The 21,724-nt window shown below is 70.5% G+C and carries 15 protein-coding genes; 4 read left to right on the plus strand and 11 right to left on the minus strand.

The window, feature by feature from the left end; translation table 11 throughout:
* Window positions 1–199 precede the first annotated feature (199 nt).
* On the minus strand, window positions 200–1,186 hold the full coding sequence (gene mqnP / locus E0H26_RS20905) for a menaquinone biosynthesis prenyltransferase MqnP (protein WP_131306336.1): 987 nt from the start codon (window positions 1,184–1,186) through the stop codon (window positions 200–202).
* Window positions 1,186–2,646: a menaquinone biosynthesis decarboxylase gene (locus E0H26_RS20910; protein WP_131306338.1), complete on the minus strand. Its 1,461-nt coding sequence runs from the start codon at window positions 2,644–2,646 to the stop codon at window positions 1,186–1,188. Before E0H26_RS20910 ends, mqnP begins: the two co-directional genes overlap by 1 nt.
* 169 nt (window positions 2,647–2,815) lie before the next feature.
* On the opposite strand from E0H26_RS20910, the gene E0H26_RS20915 reads away from it, so the two are divergent.
* Window positions 2,816–3,688, plus strand: coding sequence for an alpha/beta fold hydrolase (locus tag E0H26_RS20915; protein ID WP_131306340.1), 873 nt, complete (start codon window positions 2,816–2,818; stop codon window positions 3,686–3,688).
* A gap of 152 nt (window positions 3,689–3,840) precedes the next feature.
* Here the strand turns inward: E0H26_RS20915 and ccsB are convergent, their stop codons facing one another.
* From ccsB to hemL, 6 genes are all read right to left on the minus strand, one after another.
* Window positions 3,841–4,818 carry a c-type cytochrome biogenesis protein CcsB gene (gene ccsB, locus E0H26_RS20920; protein ID WP_131306342.1) on the minus strand — a complete coding sequence of 326 codons (978 nt, stop codon included), beginning with the start codon at window positions 4,816–4,818 and terminating at the stop codon, window positions 3,841–3,843.
* On the minus strand, window positions 4,818–6,458 hold the full coding sequence (locus tag E0H26_RS20925; RefSeq protein WP_131306344.1) for a cytochrome c biogenesis protein ResB: 1,641 nt from the start codon (window positions 6,456–6,458) through the stop codon (window positions 4,818–4,820). The genes ccsB and E0H26_RS20925 overlap by 1 nt, the downstream gene beginning before the upstream one ends.
* Window positions 6,458–7,369 carry a cytochrome c biogenesis CcdA family protein gene (locus E0H26_RS20930; RefSeq protein ID WP_131306346.1) on the minus strand — a complete coding sequence of 304 codons (912 nt, stop codon included), beginning with the start codon at window positions 7,367–7,369 and terminating at the stop codon, window positions 6,458–6,460. Before E0H26_RS20930 ends, E0H26_RS20925 begins: the two co-directional genes overlap by 1 nt.
* Window positions 7,369–7,944 (minus strand): TlpA family protein disulfide reductase, encoded by a 576-nt coding sequence (locus E0H26_RS20935; protein WP_131306348.1) that lies wholly within the window; start codon window positions 7,942–7,944, stop codon window positions 7,369–7,371. The genes E0H26_RS20930 and E0H26_RS20935 overlap by 1 nt, the downstream gene beginning before the upstream one ends.
* Window position 7,945: 1 nt before the next feature.
* Complete coding sequence (locus tag E0H26_RS20940) at window positions 7,946–8,593, minus strand: histidine phosphatase family protein (protein WP_131306350.1); 648 nt, start codon at window positions 8,591–8,593, stop codon at window positions 7,946–7,948.
* Between the two features lie 188 nt (window positions 8,594–8,781).
* Window positions 8,782–10,119 carry a glutamate-1-semialdehyde 2,1-aminomutase gene (gene hemL, locus E0H26_RS20945; protein WP_131306352.1) on the minus strand — a complete coding sequence of 446 codons (1,338 nt, stop codon included), beginning with the start codon at window positions 10,117–10,119 and terminating at the stop codon, window positions 8,782–8,784.
* A gap of 139 nt (window positions 10,120–10,258) precedes the next feature.
* Between hemL and E0H26_RS20950 the strand changes: the two genes are divergently transcribed.
* A complete protein-coding gene (locus tag E0H26_RS20950; RefSeq protein WP_131306354.1) occupies window positions 10,259–10,594 on the plus strand; it encodes an STAS domain-containing protein in 336 nt (111 codons plus the stop codon).
* Between the two features lie 417 nt (window positions 10,595–11,011).
* On the opposite strand, the gene E0H26_RS20955 is transcribed toward E0H26_RS20950, so the two are convergent.
* Window positions 11,012–11,575 (minus strand): response regulator, encoded by a 564-nt coding sequence (locus E0H26_RS20955; protein ID WP_131306356.1) that lies wholly within the window; start codon window positions 11,573–11,575, stop codon window positions 11,012–11,014.
* Complete coding sequence (locus tag E0H26_RS20960) at window positions 11,572–15,939, minus strand: hybrid sensor histidine kinase/response regulator (RefSeq protein ID WP_131306358.1); 4,368 nt, start codon at window positions 15,937–15,939, stop codon at window positions 11,572–11,574. The genes E0H26_RS20955 and E0H26_RS20960 overlap by 4 nt, the downstream gene beginning before the upstream one ends.
* 154 nt (window positions 15,940–16,093) lie before the next feature.
* Between E0H26_RS20960 and E0H26_RS20965 the strand changes: the two genes are divergently transcribed.
* Window positions 16,094–18,163 (plus strand): SpoIIE family protein phosphatase, encoded by a 2,070-nt coding sequence (locus tag E0H26_RS20965; protein WP_131306360.1) that lies wholly within the window; start codon window positions 16,094–16,096, stop codon window positions 18,161–18,163.
* Between the two features lie 34 nt (window positions 18,164–18,197).
* Here the strand turns inward: E0H26_RS20965 and E0H26_RS20970 are convergent, their stop codons facing one another.
* Complete coding sequence (locus E0H26_RS20970; RefSeq protein ID WP_240742286.1) at window positions 18,198–19,544, minus strand: FAD-binding oxidoreductase; 1,347 nt, start codon at window positions 19,542–19,544, stop codon at window positions 18,198–18,200.
* Between the two features lie 81 nt (window positions 19,545–19,625).
* Here E0H26_RS20970 and E0H26_RS20975 point away from each other — a divergent pair, with 81 nt between their 5' ends.
* Window positions 19,626–21,722: a S9 family peptidase gene (locus E0H26_RS20975; RefSeq protein ID WP_131306364.1), complete on the plus strand. Its 2,097-nt coding sequence runs from the start codon at window positions 19,626–19,628 to the stop codon at window positions 21,720–21,722.
* The last annotated feature ends 2 nt before the right edge of the window (window positions 21,723–21,724 follow it).

The raw sequence follows: 21,724 nt of genomic DNA on the forward strand, positions 1-21,724 counted from the left end.
CTTGACCGCCGCGACCGCCCGACGACGCAGATCCTCTTGTGCCTGCGGGGAAAGCCGCCGTGCATCCCGTACCGTAACACCCATACAAGGACAACGATCACAACCTGTTTGAATTACGGCTCAATAACGCCTCTGGTAGTAAAAGGGCCCCCTCCTAACACTCGAACCGGCGCCGCGCGTACCTGCGGCGCGGTCGCGGTCAGGGGCGCAGACCCAGCCGGATCACCAGGTCGAGCAGGGCGAAGACGAACAGGGCGATACCCACGAAGCCGTTGGCGGTGAAGAACGCCCGGTTGACCCGGCTCAGGTCGGTCGGCTTGACCACCAGGTGCTGGTAGCCGAAGGCGACCGCGGTCAGCGCCAGTCCGATCCACCAGAGCCAGCCGAAGCCGACCAGCGCGCCGAACCAGAGGAACAGCGCGAACGTCACCACGTGCGCGACGGTGGAGGCGTGCAGCGCGAACCGCAGCCCGTACCGGGCCGGCACACTGTGCACCCCGATCTGCCGGTCCACCTCGGCGTCCTGGCAGGCGTAGATCAGGTCGAAGCCACCGATCCAGAGGCCGACGGCGGCACCGAGCAGCCAGGCCGGGCCGCTGCCGGCGAAGGTGCCGGTCACCGCGAGCCAGGCGCCGACCGGCCCGACCATCTGGGCCACGCCCAGGATCGCGTGCGGCCAGTTGGTGAACCGCTTGCCGTACGGGTAGACGACCAGCGGCACCACCGCCAGTGGCGCCAACACCAGGCAGAGCGGGTTGAGCAGGGCGGCGGCGGCCAGGAAGACCACCAGCGCCACGCCCGCGCCGGTCCAGGCCGTCCGCAGGCTGACCGCCCCGGTCACCAGTTCCCGGTTGGCGGTACGCGGATTACGCGCGTCGATCCGCCGGTCGAGGATCCGGTTCGCCGCCATCGCGAACGTCCGTGCCCCCACCATCGCCACCGTGATCAGCAGCAGATCGACCCACGAGACCCGCCCCCCGTTCACATTCATGGCGGTCAACGCCGACAGGTACGCGAACGGCAACGCGAACACCGAATGCTCGATCGCCACGAGCCTGAGGAACGCCTTCACCCGCCCCCGCGATCTTGCACTTTCCGTCGGGACAGAGCTGGGCGAAGCGGACGAATCCGCGACCGAAACTGCAAGATCGCGGGGGTTGTCGGCGGCGGAGGCGGGGGTCGCCATCAGATGCCGTACTCCTTCCAGCGTTTGTCGACAAGCGAGACGACCTCGGGAGCCATCGTCATCTCCTCGGGCCAGCCTCGGGTGTAACCCTCGCTGGGGAGTTTGCGGGTGGCGTCGATGCCGGCCTTGCCGCCCCAGAACTGCTGGTACGAGGAGTGGTCGAGGTGGTCGACCGGGCCCTCGGTGAGCAGCAGGTCCCGGGCGTAGTCGACGTTACCGAAGGCGCGGAACGCCACCTCCCGGTAGTCGTGCACGTCGCAGTCCTCGTCGACGATCACGATCAGCTTGGTCAGGGACATCATGTGTGCCCCCCAGATCGCGTTCATCACCTTCTGCGCGTGCTTCGGGTACCGCTTACGGATCGACACGATCGCGCAGTTGTGGAAGACCCCGGCCGCCGGCAGGTCGTAGTCGACGATGTCCGGGATGAGGAAGCGCAGCAGCGGCGCGAAGATCCGCTCGGTGGCCTTGCCGAGGCCGTGGTCCTCCTGCGGTGGCTTCGAGGTGACGATCGAGTGGTACACCGGGTCACGCTGCATGGTCATCGCCTCGACGTGCAGCACCGGGAACGGCTCGACCGGGGTGTAGAAGCCGGTGTGGTCGCCGAACGGCCCCTCCGGCAGGCGCTCGCCCGGCTCCAGGTAGCCCTCCAGCACCACCTGGGCGTGCGCCGGCACCTGCAACGGCACGGTCAGGCAGTCGACCATCTCCACCCGCTCGCCGCGCAGGAACCCGGCGAACAGGTATTCGTCGATGTCGGCGGGAAGCGGCGCGCTCGACGCGTAGCTGACCACCGGGTCGCAGCCGATGGCGATGGCGACCGGCAGCCGCTGGCCGAGCCGCTCGGCCACGGCGTGGTGCGCGGTGGAGTTCTTGTGGATCTGCCAGTGCATGCCGAGGGTGTTGTGGCTGTGCTGCTGGAGCCGGTACAACCCGAGGTTGCGCTTGCCGGTCTCCGGGTGCTTGGTGTGGGTCAGCCCGAAGTTGTGGAAGATCCCGCCGTCGCCCGGCCAGACCTGGAGTCCGGGCAGCCGGTTCAGGTCGACGTCGTCACCCCGGTAGATCACCTGTTGGCAGGGGGCGGTCTTGACCTTCTTCGGCGGCATCGACTTGAGCTGCATCACCTTGCCCAGGCCGCCCATCATGCCGGAGAAGCCCACCGGCAGTTCCGGCTTGAGCATCTCCCCGATCCGGTTGCCGATCTCGTCCAGCGACTCGACGCCGAGCGCCATCGCGGTGCGCTTCTCGGTGCCGAACAGGTTGATCGCCACCGGCATCTCGCCCCGGGTGGGCCGCTCGAAGAGCAGCGCCGGCCCGTCCGCCCGGACCGTCCGGGTGACGACTTCGCTGATCTCCAGCGTCGGGTCGACCGGCACGCCGACGCGGCGTAGCTCACCCTCGCGCTCCAGCGCCGCCAGGAAGTCCTTCAGATCGGTGTACGGGAACCCACGAGCCGCCATGCCCGCAAGTCTGTCCTACCCGCCTTCGACGTGCCCACGCCGGGTGCTGTGACATTGAAAGGAAGGGCACCTTATTAACGCCTCCGGTAGAGCAGGGGCCCCTTGTTAACACGCTGCGGCATGAAGCCGGTTCGGCCGGGTAGTCGAGCCGCCGACCAGGGGGGCGACGATGGGTGACGGACGGATCCCGGCGGGCTTCGCCGAGCAGCGGACGCAGGTCGGCGACGTGGCTCTGAACTACGTCCGGGGTGGCAGCGGCCCCACGCTGGTGCTGCTGCACGGGTACCCGCAGTCCTGGTACATGTGGCGGCACGTGCTGCCGGAGCTGGGCCGGTCGTACGAGGTGATCGCGCCGGACCTGCGGGGCTTCGGCGGCAGCGACGCCCCGCCCGACGGCTACGACAAGAAGACCCTCGCCGCCGACCTGCACGGGCTGCTCACCGGCCTGGGCCTGGACCGCGACCTCCGGCTGGTCGGCCACGACGTCGGGACCATGGTCGCGTACGCGTACGCCGCTGCTCACCCGGACCGGGTGACCCGGCTGGTGCTCAGCGAGGCGCCCATCCCCGACGAGAGCATCTACACGTTCCCGGCGCTGACGGCCGCCGGCCCGGCGGTGTGGAACTTCGGCTTCTTCAGCCTGACCAACGGGCTGCCGGAGCAGCTCGTCGCCGGCCGCGAGGCACTCTGGGTCGACCGGTTCACCGACTCACTGATGATCCGCAAGGGCAGCCTGGACGCGGCGGACGTCGAGGAGTACGCCCGGCCCCTGCGCGACGAGGCGCACCTGCGGGCGAGCTTCGAGTGCTTCCGCGCGTTCGGGCAGGACGTCGCCGACAACGCCGAGTACCGGAAGTCGAAGCTGGCCATGCCGGTGCTCGCCATCGGCGCCCAGGCGAGCCTCGGCCGTCAGGTGTCCGACCAGGTCAGCCGGTACGCCAACGCGGTGACCAGCGAGGTGGTCGAGGACAGCGGCCACTGGCTCTTCGAGGAGCAACCGGCCGAACTCACCGCCCTGCTGCTGCCCTTCCTCCGGACCTGATCGACCGGAACACCCACGCGGCGGCCGACACCTCGACCCGAGATCAACACCGTTCCGGTGAGCTGGCGGTATCGGGTGGGCTCGGCTACCGCCACTCCAGCGAAACGGTGAAGCGCGGGAAAACCGTGCCCAGCCACCCGGGCCAATCCAGGTCAGAGGCCGCCGTAGGAGTGCAGGCCCTCGAAGAAGATGTTCACCCCGAAGAGGTTCATCAGCACCGTCAGGAAGCCGAGGATGGCCAGCCAGGCGGCCACGTTGCGCTTCACGCTCGGCGTCGCCCGAGCGTGCAGGTACCCGGCGTACACCACCCAGGAGATGAAGGCCCAGGTCTCCTTCGGGTCCCAGCCCCACGGCCGGCCCCAGGCCGCCTCGGCCCAGATCGCCCCGGCGATCACCGCGAAGGTGAAGATCGGGAACGAGAAGGCGTGCAGTACGAAGGTGAGTCGCTCCAGGCTGGCCGCCTCCGGCAGCCGCTTCGCCAGGGTGTACGGGAAACTGCGCTTGCCCTGCTCGTACCCGGCCCGCATCAGGTACGCCGCCGCCGGCACCACGCCGAGCAGGAACAGCCCCGAGGCGAAGACGATGGTCGACACGTGCACGATGAACCAGTACGAGTTGAGCGCCGGCACCAGCGGCACGATCGGCGTGTAGAGCACCAACTCGGCGGTGGCCACCAGCAGCACCATCACCAGGGTCAGGAACAGTCCGAGCCGGCGCAGCGACGGCACCTTCACCAGCACCACCAGCCAGGCGGCGACGCCGATGAACGAGACCGTGAGCACGAACTCGTACATGTTGCCCCAGGGCATCCGGTCGGCGGCGAGACCGCGCGTGACCAGCCCGACCAGGTGCAACGCCGCGCCCAGCGCGGTCAACCCGACCCCGATCCGGCCGGCCAGCTCGGCCCGCCGCGCGGTGCGCTCGGCCCCGCTGACGGCGGGAGCGGTGGCGTCCCGCTCGGCCACCGCGACGGCACCGGCACCGACCGCCGCACCGACCAGCTCGCGGGCGGGTGCCGCCACGGCCCTGGCCCGCGAGTTGCCGAGGGCGTACTCGACCGCATGGCTGATCATCGCCAGCAGGTACACCAGTGCCGTGAACGACACCACCTGGTCGGAGAGTACGGACATCACTCGGCTCCTTCTCGCGCGCCGGGGGCGGCTTCGGCCTCGACCGCCGGCCGGTCGTCGCGCAGCGCCGCCACCAGTTGGGCGAACTCGTCGGCGAAGCCGGGATGTTCGGTACGGGGCAGGCCACCCACCTCGACCAAACTACTACCGCTCGTCGGAGATCCACTGGCGGGGTCGACCGTACCCGCCGGCAACAGCCGGACGAAGACCCGTCGACGCCGGACGAACAGCGATCCCATCAGCCCCAGCACCAGGCCGACCGAGCTGATCAGCAGCAGGTTCGTGCCCGGGTCGTAGCGCACGGAAAGCACGATGTACGACTCGGAGCCCAGAAACTCGACCTTGCTGCCGTCGTCGAGGGTCCAGCTCTCCCCGGGCCGCAGTTCCTTCGTACCGATCTCGGTGAGCCGGCCGTTACGCACCTGGCGCTGGTCGAGCTGGTACACCGAGCCCGGGATGCCGGCGTCCAGGCCCAGGTTGCCCCGATAGGCCACCAGGCCGAGCAGCGGGTTCTGCTCGGTCGGGTGCTCGGAACGGGTGAACGGGGGCTGTTGCGGGGCGGTCGGCAGGTACAGGCCGTCGAAGGCCACCTGTAGGTCCCGGTTCCGCTCGCCGGTCTCCGGGTCGACGTTGGCGTCCGGGAAGGCGGCCAGCCCTTCGCTGGTCAGCCCGATGTCACCGTTGCTGAGAAACGGTACGGCGCTGGTCGCGCTGCGGCCGAACCGATCGGTGTAGCGGATCACCGGGGCGTACCCGTGCCCGAGCAGGTAGACGTTGGCGCCGTCGAGGCGCAGCGGCGAGTTGACCGAGAACTCCGCCGCGCGGGGTGCGCCGCCGTTCTCGTCCACGGTCACCTTCGCGTTGTAGAACGACGGCTGGCCGGTCGGCAGGAAGCGGGCGTCGAACTCGTCCAGTTGCATGCAGAACCGGGGCAGGTCGTCGCCGACGCGCGGGCCGAGCTTCGCCTCGGCGTACTGCTGGCGGGTGTTGCAGAAGACGTGGTCCGCGCCGGCGACGAGCAGCCGGTTGCCGTGCCAGCCGTACCACGAGCCGAGCGCGACGCCGACCAGCAGCAGCACCATCGAGGCGTGGAAGATCAGGTTGCCGGTCTCCTTGAGGTAGCCCTTCTCGGCGGAGACCTCGTCGCCCCGGACCACCACCCGCCACCGCCGACGCCGCAGCGTCTCGGCGATCGCCGCCACGCCACCGTCGGGCGCGGGCACCACCGCGTGCTGCGGCAGCCGACCGAGCCGCTTCGGTACGGCCGGCGGCCGGGCCCGCAGCGCCCGGACGTGGTCGACCAGCCGGGGCGTGATGCACCCGATCAGCGAGGTGAACAGCAGCAGGTAGATCGCGGAGAACCAGACCGAGCTGAACGCCTCGAACGCACCGATCCGGTCCAGCCACGGCGCCAGTTCGGGGTACGCGGTGAAGAAGTCGCGTACGTCCTCCGGGTTGACGCCACGCTGTGGCAGCACCGAGCCGGGGATGGCGGCGACCGCGAGCAGGAAGAGCAACACCAGCGCGGTACGCATGCTGGTCAGCTGCCGCCACGAGTTGCGCGCCAGGGCGAGCAGCGGGTTGGGGCGGCGCCGCGGCGCCTCGGCCGGTGCCGCCGGCCGCTCGTCCACAGCGGTCATCAGATGCTCACCTGGAAATCGCCCACCCCAATGGTGGTCTGCAACCAGATCACCACGTTGGTCCAGCCGCCGGTGACCAGCGCCAGGCCGATCATGATCAGTAGGACGCCGCCGATCCGGGTGACCCAGCGGCTGTTACGCCGGATCGCGCGGAACACCCCGAGCAGCCGATTGAAGCCCAGCCCGAAGACGACGAACGGGATCCCCAGCCCGAGGCAGTACGCCACGGCCAGCACCACCGCCCGGTCGGTCTGCCCGCTGGTGGCGGCCATGCCGAGCACCGCGGCCAGGGTCGGCCCGGTGCACGGCACCCAGGTCAGCGCGAACACCGCGCCGAGTACGGGCGCGCCGAGCAGGCCGGCGGAGGGCAGCCGGTTGATCCGCAGTTCACGCTGGAGACCGGGCAGCACACCGAGGTAGCCCAGGCCGAGCAGCACGACGAGCCCGCCGATGACGATCTCCAGCGGCCGCTTGTAGTCGAAGAAGACCCGGCCGATGGTGCTGAACATGATCGCGGTGGAGACGAAGACGACGGTGAAGCCGGCGACGAAGAGCAGCGTCCCGGCGAGCATCCGCCCCTTCACCGCGACGCCGACCTTGGGCGCTTCCTCCCGCAGCACGGTGCCAACGCCAGCGCCGCCCGCCGTCGCGTCGACGCCGTTCGCTTCGCCGGCCGAGCCGGAGGTGTTAACAAGGGCCCCCTCCTCTACCGGAGGCGTTAACGGGGGGCCCTTCCTTTCACTTCGGCCTTCGAGGTCGGTGCCGGCGAGGCCGGTGACGTACGACAGGTAGCCGGGCATCAGCGGGAGCACGCAGGGGGACAGGAAGCTGACCAGCCCGGCCAGGGCCGCCGCGCCCACCGCGAGCAGCAGCGGACCCGACAGGGCGAGCTGCCGGAACGTCTCGCCCATCAGCGTGGGCCGGCCGTCGCGGGCGACTCCGCGGCGATCCGCTCGACGATGGGTTGCAGACCGTCCTGCCGGACCGCCGCCCGGATCACCACGGCGATCCGGCCCTCCCGGTCGAGCACGACGGTGGCCGGAATGGTGTTCGGCGGGATGTCCATGGCCAGGGCCAGCCGGCTGCCCGGGTCGAAGATGCTCGGGTAGCTGACCCCGTACGCCTCCTCGAAGGCGATCGCCTTGTCCCGGCTGTCCTGCACGTTGATGCCGAGGAAGGTGACCCCGGACTCCTTGGTCGCCTGGTAGGTGCCTTCGAGGTCGTCGGCTTCCGCCCGGCAGGGCGCACACCAGGAGCCCCAGAAGTTGACCACGACCACCTGTCCACGCTGGCCGGCCACGTCGTAGGAACCGCCCGCAAGCAGTTCACCGGCGATGCTGGGGGCGCCGGAGCGTTGCTCCGCGCTGCACTCGACGATGCCGCCGGCACTGTCGCAGGCCGCCTCGCGCCCGTCGCCGGTGCAGCCGGTCAGGGCCGCCGCGACGGTCACGGCGAGCAGGCCCAGGGCCCATCCGCGGACGGCCATCTCAGGCTCCCTTGGCCGTCCGCGCGGTCGGCGACATCGCCACCAGGTGCGCGGCCGGTTCGGAGTACCCGATGCCGACGATTTTTGCCCCGTCGAAGTGGAAGGTGGTCAGCGAGGCCAACGAGCACTGGCGGCGGCGCGGGTCGTGCCAGAGCCGCTTGCGTTCGACGTGCCGGCGCAGCGTCCAGATCGGCAGTTGGTGGGAGACCAGCACGGCCTCGCGGCCCTCGGCGGCGACCCGGGCGGCGTGCAGGGCGGCGAACATCCGCTCGGCGATCACCCGGTACGCCTCGCCCCAGGAGGGGGTGACCGGGTCGCGGAGCACCCACCAGTTGCGCGGGTCGCGGAACGAGCCGTCGCCGGGCGAGACCCGCTTGCCCTCGAACCAGTTGGCGCTCTCGATCAGCCGCTCGTCCACCCCGACGGGCAGCCCGAACTGGGCGGCGATCGGTTCGGCGGTCTGCTGGGCGCGCTCCAGCGGGCTGGCCACGACGTGCACGACCTCCCGGTCGGCGAGCCCCTGCGCGGCGGCCTTGGCCATCTGGACACCCAGTTCGCTGAGGCGGAACCCGGGCAGCCGGCCGTAGAGGATGCCGTCCGGGTTGTGTACCTCACCGTGCCGAAGCACGTGGACCACCGTCTTGCTCACCGCTGTGCCCCCTTAGTTCGCGACTGCGGGGCTCGCAAAACCGGCTCACTCCTCGCGCTCACCGCTGTGCCCCCTTAGTTCGCGACTGCGGGGCTCGCAGAACCGGCTCACTCCTCGCGCTCACCGCTGTGCCCCCTTAGTTCGCGACTGCGGGGCTCGCAAAACCGGCTCACTCCTCGCGCTCACCGCTACCCCCCTGTACCCGCCGCTGCCGCTGCGTTGGCCGCCGCCGGCAGGGCGGCGGCGATCTGTTCCAGGGCGACGTCGTCGATCGCCGCCGAGACGAACCAGGATTCGAACGCGCTCGGCGGGAGGTACACCCCGGCGGCGAGCATCGCGTGGAAGAACGCCTTGAACGCGGGCACCTGCTGGGTGCGGGCGCTGTCGTAGTCGAGCACGTCGGCGTCGGTGAAGAAGATCGAGAACATGCTGCCCGCGTACGACAGCCGATGCGGGACCCCGGCGGCGGCCAGCGCGTCGGCGGCGAGCTTGCCCACGACGGCGGCGGTGTCGTCCAGCTTGCGGTAGAGCGCCTCGTCGGCGAGCCGCAGCGTGGTGAGGCCGGCCGCGCACGCGAGGGGGTTACCGGAGAGGGTGCCGGCCTGGTACACCGGGCCGGCCGGGGCCAGCCGCGACATGATCTCCGCGCGTCCGCCGAACGCCGCGGCGGGCAGCCCACCACCCATGACCTTGCCGTACGTCCACAGGTCCGCGTCGACCGGGTCGAGGCCGTGCCAGCCGGAGCGGGACACCCGGAAGCCGGTCATCACCTCGTCGATGATGAGCAGTGCGCCGTGCGCGTGCGCGATCCGGGCCAACTGCTCGTTGAAGCCGTCCCGGGGGGCGATCACGCCCATGTTGCCCGGCGCCGCCTCGGTGATCACGGCGGCGATGTGCTGGCCTTCGGCGGCGAACGCCTCCTCGACCGCGGCGAGATCGTTGTACGGCAGCACGATGGTCTCGCTGGCCGCGGCGCCGGTGACGCCGGGCGAGTCGGGCAGGCCGAGGGTGGCCACGCCGGAGCCGGCGGCGGCGAGCAGCGCGTCCACGTGCCCGTGGTAGCAGCCGGCGAACTTGATGATCTTCGAGCGACCGGTGTAACCCCGGGCCAGCCGGATCGCCGACATGGTCGCCTCGGTGCCCGAGTTGACCAGCCGGACCTGCTCGACCGGGGTGCGCTCGACGATCTCGGCCGCCAACTCGACCTCACCGGGGGTCGGCGTACCGAAGCTGGTGCCGTTGGCGGCGGCGGCCTGGACCGCCGCGACCACCTCGGGGTGAGCGTGGCCGAGAATCAACGGGCCCCACGAGCAGACCAGGTCGACGTAGCGCCGCCCGTCGGCGTCGTGCAGCCAGGGGCCCTCGCCACGGACCATGAAGCGGGGGGTGCCACCGACCGCCCGGAAGGCACGCACGGGGGAATTCACCCCGCCCGGCACGATGGCGCAAGCGCGGTCGAACAGGGCCGCTGAGGCCGGCGCGTCGACCGGGTAGCGGTCGGATCCGGCGGAAATCACCTCGGTCACGATGCCGCCATTGTGTCAGCGTCGACCGGAGGGTCGGCAGGCACCCCGGATCGGGGTTACCAGGCTCACCTGCGGCACGCTGGGTCGAGCCGGCTCGCCTCAACAGGCCAGAGGTTCGAGATCGCGATAGGCTGACCCGGTGGATCGTGCCGAACTGTCCATCACCGTACACCGGACGGGCGACGAAGCTGTGCTCCGCCTCGCTGGTGAGATCGACATGCTCACGGCCGCCCAGCTGTCGACCGTCGTGAATGAGGTTCTCGCCGAGCCGCCGCCCCGGATCGTGCTCGACCTGGGCGGGGTCACCTTCTGCGACTCCCAGGGCCTCGGCACGCTGGTCGTTCTCAGCCGCAAGGCCAGCCACGCCCAGAGCCTGCTCGTCCTGACCAACGTCGGCGAGTTCCTGCTCCGCGTCCTGGACATCACCGGCCTCCGCAGCGCCCTGATGATCCGCAACGACGCCCCCACCACCTAACCCACGCCCACGCCCACGCCCACGCCCACGCCCACGCGATCTTGCACTTTGTGTCGCCCATATGCGGCATTTGTGCCGACTTGGTGCGACACAAAGTGCAAGATCGCGGGGCGGTAGGGGTGGGGCGGCGGGGGGTGGGGTGGGGGTTAGGTTGTGTCTCGCGGATCTTGGTACGAAACGGCCTCCATGGGGGCCATCTCGTACCAAGATCCGCGACGAGGAGAGGGCGGCCGACCAGCGTGGTTGGAGCGCGGCGTGGACGAGCAACGCCGCCAGGACGGGCGCGGCCTCAACGGCGCACGCACTGGCGCGGCCAGGCGGCCAGGCGGCCAGGTACGACATGCTCGCCTTGCTCGACTCGTCGAACTTCGATCGGCCTATCCGCCGTCCCGACCAACAAGATCCGCTAGACAGGATCTAGTCGGGGGTGGGGCCCCAGCGGGCTTGTTCCAGGGTGGCTAGGGCCTGGGGGACTGCGTCGGGGTTTCGGTCGGCGGTACGAAGCAGGGTGGTGGCCTCGTCGACGGCGTCGGTGAGCAGGCGCCACTGGGCGTCGCGTTCGCGCACCGTCTCCGACTGGGCGGCCAACTGGCGGGTCTTGGTCCACAACTCCACGAAGACGGACACCTTCGCCCGCAGCACCCAGGGGTCGAAGGGCTTGGTCAGGTAGTCCACCGCGCCGACGGCGTAGCCGCGCAACGCCAGCTGCGCATCCCGATCGGCGGCGGTCAGGAAGATGATCGGTACGTGCCGGGTACGCTCCCGCCGCTTGATGTGGCTGGCCGTCTCGAAGCCGTCCATGTCCGGCATCTGCGCGTCCAGCAGGATCACCGCGAAGTCGTCGACCAACAGTTGCTTGAGCGCGGCCTCGCCGCTCTCCACCGCGACCGACTGCACCGGCAGCCCCTGGAGGATCGCCTCCAGGGCCATCAGGTTCTCCCGGCGGTCATCGACCAGTAGCGCCTTCGCCACCTGCGTCACGAGCCCTCCTCGGTACGGCTGCCACTGATCCAGGAGCCCATCAACTCGATCAGCTCGTCCAGGTCGACCGGCTTGGTGATGTAGTCACTCGCCCCCGCCGCGATCGCCGACTCCCGGTCGCCGGGCATCGCCTTCGCGGTCAGGAACACGATCGGCAGGTCCGCGAACCGGTGGTTACGCCGGATCTGTCGGGTCGTCTCGTACCCGTCCTGGTCCGGCATCATGGCGTCCATCAGCACGATGTCGACCTCCGGATGTTCGGCCAGCAGGCGTACGCCGTCACTGCCGTTGTCGGCGTAGAGCACCGTCATGCCGTGCAGCTCCAGCGCACTGGTCAGCGCGAACACGTTGCGCACGTCGTCGTCGACGATCAGCACGGTGGCGCCGTCCAACTGGCGGGTCTTCGGTACCTCCGGCTGCGGCAGCAGTTCCACCGGTGGCATCAGCAGCGACGACGGCAGGCCGGCCCGCTGCGGCGACGGTGGTGCCGGCGCCACCACGGCGTCGGGCGCGAGCACCTCGGGCAGGTAGAGGGTGAACGTCGAACCCTGGCCGGGTGCCGAACTGACGGTGATCGTGCCCCCGATCAGCCGGGCCAGGTCCCGGCTGATGGACAATCCCAGCCCGGTACCGCCGTAGCGGCGACTGGTGGTGCCGTCCGCCTGCTGGAACGCCTCGAAGATCAGTGACAGCTTGTCGTCGGAGATGCCTATCCCGGTGTCGATCACCGTGAAGGCGATCACCTGTCGGGCGTTGATCAGCGCCGGTACGTCGAAGACCACGTTCTCCGGGGCACGGGAGATGCGCAGCGTCACCGCACCGTTGTCGGTGAACTTGACCGCGTTGGACAGCAGGTTGCGCAGGATCTGTTGGAGTCGCTGGGCGTCGGTGACCACCGCGGGCGGCAGGTCCTTGCCCACCCGTACCTGGAAGTCCAGGCCCTTCTCCTCGGCCTGCGGGGCGAAGGCCTGCTCGACGTAGTTGCGGATCTCCGCGAACCGGATCTCGGTCGGTTCCACGTCCATCCGCCCAGCCTCGATCTTGGACAGGTCGAGGATGTCGTCGATGAGCCGCAACAGGTCGGATCCGGCGCTGTGGATGGTCCGGGCGAACTCGATCTGCTTCGGGCTGAGGTTCTGCTCCGAGTTCTCCGCGAGCAACCGGGCCAGCAACAACAGGGAGTTCAGCGGCGTACGCAGTTCGTGGCTCATGTTCGCCAGGAACTCCGACTTGTACGCCGAGGCCCGGGTGAGCTGCTGCGCCTTCTCCTCCAGACCGAGCCGGGCCAGTTCGATCTCCCGGTTCTTGGTCTCGATGTTGCCCTTCTGCTCGGACAGCAGGGTCGCCTTCTCCTCCAGTTCGGCGTTGGTGCGCTGCAACTCCGCCGACTGTTCCTGCAACTCGTGGGCCAGCCGCTGCGACTGGGCGAGCAGTTCCTCGGTACGCCGGTTGGCCTGGATGGTGTTGACCGCGATGCCGATGGTGGCGACCAGCCGCTCCAGGAAGGACAGGTGCAGCTCGGAGAACGGGGTCACGCTGGCGAACTCGATCACGCCGAGCAGTTCGCCCTCGAACAGGACCGGCAGCACGACCAGGTCGGCCGGTGGGGTGTCGGCCAGCCCGGAACGGAGCGTGATCCGGCCGTCCGGCACGGCGCCGACCCGGATCGTACGGCGGGAGAGCGCGGTCTGCCCGACCAGTCCCTCGCCGGGCCCGAAGGTGACGTCGTGGCCCCGGGACACGTAGCCGTACGAGGCGGTCAGCCGCAGCCGCATCACTCCCTCGGAGTTGTCCGCCAGGAAGAACGCGCCGAGCTGCGCGTCGACCAACGGGGTCACCTCCATCATGATCATCCGGCAGACCTCGCCGAGGTCACGCTGGCCCTGCAGCAGTCCACCGATGCGGGCCAGGTTGGAGTCGAGCCAGCCCTGCTCGGCGTTCTTGTGGGTGGTCTCCCGCAGGGTGACGATCATCTGGTTGATGTTGTCTTTCAGCTCGGCGACCTCGCCCTGCGCCTTGACCGCGATCCGCTGGGTCAGGTCGCCCCGGGTCACCGACGTGGAGACGCGGGCGATCGCCCGCAACTGGGTGGTCAGGGTGGAGGCGAGCTGGTTGACGTTCTCGGTCAGGTCCCGCCAGGTGCCGGAGACCCCCTTCACCTGGGCCTGACCACCCAACTTGCCCTCGATGCCGACCTCGCGCGCGACCCGGGTGACCTCGTCGGCGAACGAGGACAGCTGGTCCACCATCGTGTTGACGGTGTTCTTCAGCTCCAGGATCTCGCCCTGCGCGTCCACGGTGATCTTCTGGGACAGGTCGCCGTTCGCGACCGCGGTGGTGACCGAGGCGATGTTGCGGACCTGGCTGGTCAGGTTCGACGCCATCGAGTTCACGTTGTCGGTCAGGTCCCGCCAGGTGCCGGAAACCCCCTTCACCTGGGCCTGACCGCCGAGCTTGCCCTCGGTACCCACCTCCCGGGCCACCCGGGTCACCTCGTCGGCGAACGAGGACAACTGGTCCACCATCGTGTTGACGGTGTTCTTCAACTCCAGGATCTCGCCCTGCGCGTCCACCGTGATCTTCTGCGACAGGTCACCCTTGGCCACCGCCGTGGACACCTGCGCGATGTTGCGGACCTGACTGGTCAGGTTCGACGCCATCGAGTTCACGTTGTCCGTGAGGTCCCGCCAGGTGCCGGCCACTCCGCGCACCTGGGCCTGACCGCCGAGCTTGCCCTCGGTACCCACCTCCCGCGCGACCCGGGTCACCTCGTCGGCGAACGACGACAACTGGTCCACCATCGTGTTGACGGTGTTCTTCAACTCCAGGATCTCGCCCCGGGCGTCCACAGTGATCTTCTGGGACAGGTCGCCCTTGGCCACGGCGGTGGTGACCGAGGCGATGTTGCGGACCTGACTGGTCAGGTTCGACGCCATCGAGTTCACGTTGTCGGTCAGGTCCCGCCAGGTGCCCGAGACCCCCTTCACCTGGGCCTGACCGCCGAGCTTGCCCTCCGTGCCCACCTCACGGGCCACCCGGGTCACCTCGTCGGCGAACGACGACAACTGGTCCACCATCGTGTTGACGGTGTCCTTGAGTTCGAGGATCTCGCCCCGGGCATCCACGGTGATCTTCTGCGACAGGTCGCCCTTGGCCACCGCCGTGGACACCTGGGAGATGTTGCGGACCTGGCTGGTCAGGTTGCCGGCGAGCTGGTTGACGTTCTCGGTCAGGTCCCGCCAGGTGCCGGAGACGCCGCGCACCTGGGCCTGGCCGCCGAGCTTGCCCTCGGTGCCCACCTCACGGGCCACCCGGGTCACCTCGTCGGCGAACGACGACAACTGGTCCACCATCGTGTTGACGGTGTCCTTGAGTTCGAGGATCTCCCCCTGCGCCGCCACGGTGATCTTCTGCGACAGGTCGCCCCGGGCGACCGCCGTGGACACCTGGGCGATGTTGCGCACCTGGGCGGTCAGGTTGGACGCCATCGAGTTGACGCTGTCGGTCAGGTCCTTCCAGGTGCCGGCCACGTTGGGCACCTCGGCCTGACCGCCGAGCTTGCCCTCGGTGCCCACCTCACGGGCCACCCGGGTCACCTGCTCGGCGAAGAGCCGCAGGGTGTCGGTCAGCGAGTTCATGGTGTCGGCCAGCTCGGCGACCTCACCCCGGGCACTCACCGTGATCTTCTGGCTCAGGTCACCCTTCGCCACCGCCGTGGCCACCTGGGAGATCGACCGCACCTGCCCGGTGAGGTTCGACGCCATGGTGTTCACCGAGTCGGTGAGGTCCTTCCAGGTGCCGGCGACGCCGCGTACGTCGGCCTGGCCGCCGAGTTTGCCCTCGGTGCCCACCTCCCGGGCCACCCGGGTCACCTCGTTGGAGAAGGACGAGAGCTGGTCGACCATGGTGTTGACCGTGCGGCCGATCCGCAGGTACTCGCCCCGCAGCGGACGGCCGTCGATCTCCAGCGCCATGTGCTGGGAGAGGTCGCCGTCGGCGACCGCGACGATGACCCGGGCGATCTCGGTGGTGGGCCGGCCCAGGTCGTCGATCAACGAGTTGACGGCCCGCTGGCCTTCCGCCCACGAGCCGTCCAAGCCCTCTTCGTCCAGCCGCTCGGTCAGCCGGCCGTCCCGACCGACGATCCGGCTGATCCGCCGCAGATCCAGATGCTGCCGCTCCTGGAGCGACACCACGTCGTTGAAGGCATCCGCCACTTCACCGGCCGCGCCCGAGCGCCGGGGCAGCCTGACCTTGAGGTCACCGCCGCGGACCCGCCGCAACGCCTCCGCCAGCTCGGTGAGGACCGCCTCGTGGTCGGCGACGCTGATCTCGGCGGTCACCGACTGTTTCGCCGTGGTCATCATTCCTCGCTCACCTCGGGGTCCACCGGCTTGCGCCGGCCACCCCATCATTGTCCCCGTGACCTCGAAACCGCCACGGCGCACCGCCGCCACGGATGCGGACCCGGCACCTGATCGGCTTGGCACTGGCCGGGTGTCGGTGGAGGATACGAGGGTGTCAGCGGAGGCGGGGCCCGCGGCGACCAGAGGCCCAGACGATCATGTACGACGGGTCCGGCTGCCCGCCGACCGTCGTACCCCGGCAGCCGCGCGGGCGGTCGTGCGGTCCGTCCTCGCCGAGGCGAACCTGGACGAACTGCTCAACGAGGCACTTCTGCTGACCACGGAGCTGTCCACCAACGCCGTCGAGCACGCCCGCACCGAGTTGGACGTCGAGGTGACCGCCGATCGGGCGGGCCTGACCGTGACCGTGTCCGACTTCGCCTCCGGCCCCGTGGACGACCTGACGGTCGGCGTACGCAACGTGGCGACGGACATCACCGAGGTCGCCGAACGCGGGCGAGGACTGCTGCTCGTCGATCACTTCGCCAGCCGCTGGGGCACCACGTACCTGCCCACCGGGAAGGGCGTGTGGTTCCGGCTGGACCGGCGCAGCCCCGACGGGCGGCAGCCGGACGGGTCCACGGTGCCGGCCAGCGACCCGGACGGCGCCGGACAGAACGCCGCTCCCAGCGCCGGGGCGATGAGCACTCTGATGCAGACCACCCCGGACCCGTACGCCGAGGATCCACTGCCCGATTTCGCCAGCAACCTGCTCACCCGGGTGGCGGAGATGGTCGGTGCCGCCGGAGGTGTGGTGCGGCTGGATCGTGGCGACGGGCAGGGCACCCAGGTGCTCGCCCGCTACGGCCGGCAGCCCCGGGCCGGCAACGATCTGCTCCGGGTGCCGTTGGCGGTGCATCGCCCGTACGCCGGGGAGCTGGAACTGGACGCCGCGCCCACCGCGTACGCCCGTCCGCTGGCGGTGCTGACCGCCGAACGGCTCTCGCTGCACCTGGAGAACGACCGGCTGCGCCGCGCCGACGTACGCCGGCAGGCCTGGCTCACCTTCCTCGCCGAGGCCAGCGAACTGCTCGCCCAGTCGCTGGACGTCGAGCTGACCATGGCGCTCATCCCGCAGCTGGTGGTGCCCCGGCTCGGTCAGTGGTGCGCGGTGCACACCACCGACGAGTGGGGTCGGCTCCGCCTCGCCGCCGCCAGTCACGCGGACGAGGCGATGCTGCCGCAGTTGCACGCCACCCTGCGGGAGGCCGGTCCCGACTCGATCCAGGCCCGGCTGCGGGAGGCCAGCCGCAACGGCACCCAGACACCGCTGGGCGCGCCGATGGAGGGTTTCGCCGTACCGCTGATCGCCCGGGGCCAGCGCCTCGGCACCCTGGCGGTCGGACGACACCAGCGGCACCGGCATGACCCGGACGAGATCGCGGTGCTGGAGGACGTGGCCCGGCGGGCGGCCCTGGCCATCGAGAACGCCCGGATCCACGCGGAACGCCGACGCATAGCCCAGACTCTGCAACAGTCGCTGCTGCCCCCGGTGCTGCCGCCGGTGGAGGGCATCGGCTTCGCCGCCGAGTACGTGCCGACCGGCGGAGACGCCGACGTCGGCGGCGACTTCTACGACGTGGTGCCGCTGCCGGATGGGCGCTGGCTGGTGGTGATCGGCGACGTCTCCGGCAAGGGGGTGCAGGCCGCCGCGGTGACCGGGCTGGTTCGGGACGTGATCCGGGTACTGGCCGGAGACGGGAAACCGCTGCCCGAGTTGCTGTCCCGGCTGAACGAGACGCTTGTCGAACGGGGCTCCGGCCGCTACTGCACGCTGGCGCTGGCCGTGGTCGGCCCCGGCGAGGGCGACCGGCTCGGTGTCGGGCTGCATCTGGCCGGGCACGACCGGCCGTTGCTGCTACGCTCCGGCGGCGGCCCGGCCAGCTTCGTCGGCACCGGCGGTACCGCGCTCGGTCTGCTCGACAGAATCAGCTCCCCGACGTCGGAGATCAACCTGGGCCCAGGCGACTGCCTGGTCTTCTACACCGACGGGGTGACCGAGCGCCGCCGGGGCCGGGAGCTTTTCGGGACCAGCCGGCTGCGCGACGCGGCCACCCCGCTCGCCGGTTACCCGGCGGATGTGGTGGCGGCCCGGCTACGCTCCACCGCGATCAACTTCTCGGTGGAGGAGCCCCGCGACGACATCGCCATCCTCGTCCTGCGTAACGACACCGCCGTGTGACCCGCTCCGATCCGCCGCCTGAGCGCCGGGCGGGTCAGAGGCCGCCGGGAAGGCGGCCGGGGGCGAGCCGGTGGGCGGGGTCGAGGTGCTGCTTGACCGCGCGGAGCCGGGCCAGGCCGGCCAGCTCGCCCCAGAGGTCGACGGCCCGCCGGACGGCGGGTGGCGCGGCGAGCACCACGCATCGGCCCTGTCGGGCGAGCAGCACGCTGCGGACGGCGGCCAGGATCGCCGCCACCCGGTCGGGCGGCAGCGCGCCGGGCAGGGCGGCATGCACCACACCGAGACCGGCCGAGCCGCGAACCGGGATGGGCGCCCCGGCGGCGTCGCGCAGTGCGTACACCGCCGCGTGCAGATCGGTGATGGGCACCTCCAGCCGCAACGCGGTGTCGCCGGGCGCGAACGGATAGCTGCGCCACCAGGACGGGGCCGACCGGGCCACCGTCGCGCGGGCGCCGAGCAGCGACACCAGCCGGTCGCTGCGCTCCGCCACGTCGGAGGGCCCACCCTCCAGCAACACCACCAGGCAACCGGCGCCCGCCGGGCCGGCCGCTGCCCGACCGGTCATGGACGGATGGCGAGCCATCGCGGCGGCCCGGCGGTCCCACTGCGGCCGGGGTCCCGCGCCGGCCGGCAGGTCGAGCTCGATCGCGGCCGGATCGAGGCGGGCGGCGAGCACCGCCCGGATCAGGTCGTGCACCTCGAGCGGGGTCCACACCGGCCGGGTCACCCAGACCCGGCTGGCGGGCATGGGCTGCACCCGCAGGGTCGCGCTGACCAGTACGCCGAGCGCCCCCTCCGAGCCGCACAGCAGCCGCGCCTGAGCCAGCCCGGACGCCCCGCCGTCGGCCTCGGTCAACTCGCCGTCGGCGGCCAGGTAACGCAGGCCGACGAGTTGGTCGCAGGCGGTGCCGTGCCGGTGCCGCAGCGGGCCGGCCTCGTCGGCGGCGAGCACCCCACCCACGGTGGCACCGGGCGAGGGCGCGTCCACCGCGAGCCGCTGACCGGTGCGTTCCAGGGTGGCCTGCACCGCGCGCAAGGGCGTGCCAGCGCCGACCTCGGCCGTGCCCGGACCGGGTGACTGATGCCCGATGCCGGCCAGTCGCCCGGTGTCGAGCATGATGTCGACCCGCTCGGGCGGCGCACCCCAGTCGATCTTGGTGCCGGCGCCGCGCGGCACCACGGTCAGGTCGTGTCGAGCGGCCAACTGGAGCACCTGGGCCGCCGCGTGGGCGCCACCCGGGACCGCCACCCAACGGGCGGCGCGGCCGGCCACCTCGTCGGCCGGTCCGGCGAACCGGGCGAAGCGCGGACCACAGATCTCGATCAGTCGGTGGGTGATGTCGAGGGCACCGGACGCGCCGGTGGTACGTGCTGGCACCATGCCGCGATCGTACATGTGTTCGAACTATTCGGAAGGCATTTGCATCGCCCCGGAGACCAGCAGGGCCGGTAACGTGGCGCCGTGACCACCGAGACCCCCGTACCCGTGGCGAAGCGGGTACCGACCGAACGCCTCCACCACGGCGACACCGTCGTCGACGAGTACGCCTGGCTGGCCGCCAAGGACGATCCGGAAACCATCGACTACCTCAACGCCGAAAACGCCTGGACCGAACGGCGAACAGCGCACCTGTCCGGGCTGCGTACCGAGTTGTTCGAGGAGATCCGGCGGCGTACCCAGGAGACCGACCTGTCGGTGCCGACCCGCAAGGGCGAGCACTGGTACTACACCCGCACCGTCGAGGGCCAGCAGTACGGCGTGCACTGTCGCCGGGCGGTCCGCGACGGCGAGACCGCGCCCCCGATCAGCACCGACGGCGCCCCACTGGACGGCGAGGAGATCCTGCTCGACGGCAACCTGCTCGCCGAGGGACACGACTTCTTCTCGCTGGGCGCGTTCGACGTCAGCCCCGACGGGCGTTTCCTGGCGTACTCCACGGACTTCTCCGGCGACGAGCGGTTCACCCTGCGGATCAAGGACCTCGCCAGCGGCGATCTGCTGGCCGACGAGATTCCCGGCACCTTCTACGGCACCGCCTGGTCGGCCGACGCCACCGCGCTGTTCTACGTGACCGTGGACGAGGCGTGGCGACCGCACCGGGTCTGGCGGCACCTGGTCGGCACGGCCGCCACCGACGACGTGGTGGTGCACGCCGAGGACGACGAACGGTTCTGGGTCGGGGTCGAGCTGACCCGCTCGGAGCGGTTCATCCTGATCGACATCGCCAGCAAGCTGACCAGCGAGGTACGGGTCATCCCGGCCGACAACCCGACCGGCGAGCCGGCGGTGATCGCGCCGCGCCGGCAGGGCGTCGAGTACTCGGTGGAGCACCACGGACACCGGTTCCTGATCCTGCACAACGACGGCGCCGAGGACTTCGCCCTGGCGTACACCTCGGTGGACGCGCCGGGCGACTGGGTGCCACTGATCGACCATTCCCCCGGCACCCGGCTGGAGTCGGTGGACGCCTTCGCCGACCACCTGGTCGTCACCCTGCGCAGCAACGGCCTGACCGGTCTGCGGGTGCTGCCGCTCGACGGCGGCGACGGCAACGACATCGAGTTTCCCGAGCCGCTGCACACCGTCGGCCTGGACGCCAACCCCGAATACCGCACGAACCGACTACGGCTGCGCTACACCTCGTTGATCATCCCCGACTCGGTGTACGACTACGACGTGGCGACCCGCGAGCTGACGCTGCTGCGGCGCCGGCCGGTGCTGCCCGGGCCGGACGGGCGGGCCTACCAGCCGGAGGACTACGAGCAGCAGCGGGAGTGGGCGCTGGCCGACGACGGCACGCGGGTGCCGATCTCGCTGGTCTACCGACGGGGTACCCCACGCGACGGCTCCGCGCCCTGCGTCCTTTACGGCTACGGATCGTACGAGGCCAGCATGGACCCCTGGTTCTCGGTCGGCCGGCTGTCCCTGCTGGACCGTGGGGTGGTCTTCGCGGTGGCCCACATCCGTGGCGGCGGCGAACTGGGCCGCCGCTGGTACGACCACGGCAAGATGCTGGCCAAGAAGAACACCTTCACCGACTTCGTCGCCTGCGCCCGGCACCTGGCGAAGGCCGGCTGGACGGCTCCGGACCGGCTGGTCGCCCGGGGCGGCTCGGCCGGTGGCCTGCTGATGGGCGCGGTGGCCAACCTCGCACCGGACGCCTTCGCCGGCATCGTCGCGCAGGTGCCGTTCGTGGACGCGCTCAACACGATCCTCGACCCGTCGCTGCCGCTGACCGTCACCGAATGGGAGGAGTGGGGCAACCCGCTGGCCGACCCGGAGGTGTACGCCTACATGAAGTCGTACACGCCGTACGAGAACGTCGCCCCGCTGGAATACCCGGCGATCCTCGCGATGACCAGCCTCAACGACACCCGGGTGCTCTACCACGAGCCGGCGAAGTGGATCGCCCGGCTGCGGGCCACCGCACCGCAGGGCGACTACCTGCTCAAGACCGAGATGGAGGCCGGCCACGGCGGGCCCAGCGGGCGCTACGACGCCTGGCGGGAGGAAGCCTTCATCAACGCCTGGATCCTGGACCGCCTCGACCGCGCCTGACC

Source organism: Micromonospora zingiberis, from assembly GCF_004331455.1.
Lineage (GTDB): Bacteria > Actinomycetota > Actinomycetes > Mycobacteriales > Micromonosporaceae > Micromonospora > Micromonospora zingiberis.

Coding starts and splice junctions, on each gene's coding strand:
- E0H26_RS20915 (WP_131306340.1), top strand. CDS start 2,816: ATGGGTGACGGACGGATCCCGGCGGGCTTCGCCGAGCAGCGGACGCAG.
- mqnP (WP_131306336.1), bottom strand. CDS start 1,186: ATGGCGACCCCCGCCTCCGCCGCCGACAACCCCCGCGATCTTGCAGTT.
- E0H26_RS20925 (WP_131306344.1), bottom strand. CDS start 6,458: ATGACCGCTGTGGACGAGCGGCCGGCGGCACCGGCCGAGGCGCCGCGG.
- E0H26_RS20910 (WP_131306338.1), bottom strand. CDS start 2,646: ATGGCGGCTCGTGGGTTCCCGTACACCGATCTGAAGGACTTCCTGGCG.
- E0H26_RS20970 (WP_240742286.1), bottom strand. CDS start 19,544: ATGGTGCCAGCACGTACCACCGGCGCGTCCGGTGCCCTCGACATCACC.
- E0H26_RS20960 (WP_131306358.1), bottom strand. CDS start 15,939: ATGACCACGGCGAAACAGTCGGTGACCGCCGAGATCAGCGTCGCCGAC.
- E0H26_RS20930 (WP_131306346.1), bottom strand. CDS start 7,369: ATGGGCGAGACGTTCCGGCAGCTCGCCCTGTCGGGTCCGCTGCTGCTC.
- ccsB (WP_131306342.1), bottom strand. CDS start 4,818: ATGTCCGTACTCTCCGACCAGGTGGTGTCGTTCACGGCACTGGTGTAC.
- E0H26_RS20935 (WP_131306348.1), bottom strand. CDS start 7,944: ATGGCCGTCCGCGGATGGGCCCTGGGCCTGCTCGCCGTGACCGTCGCG.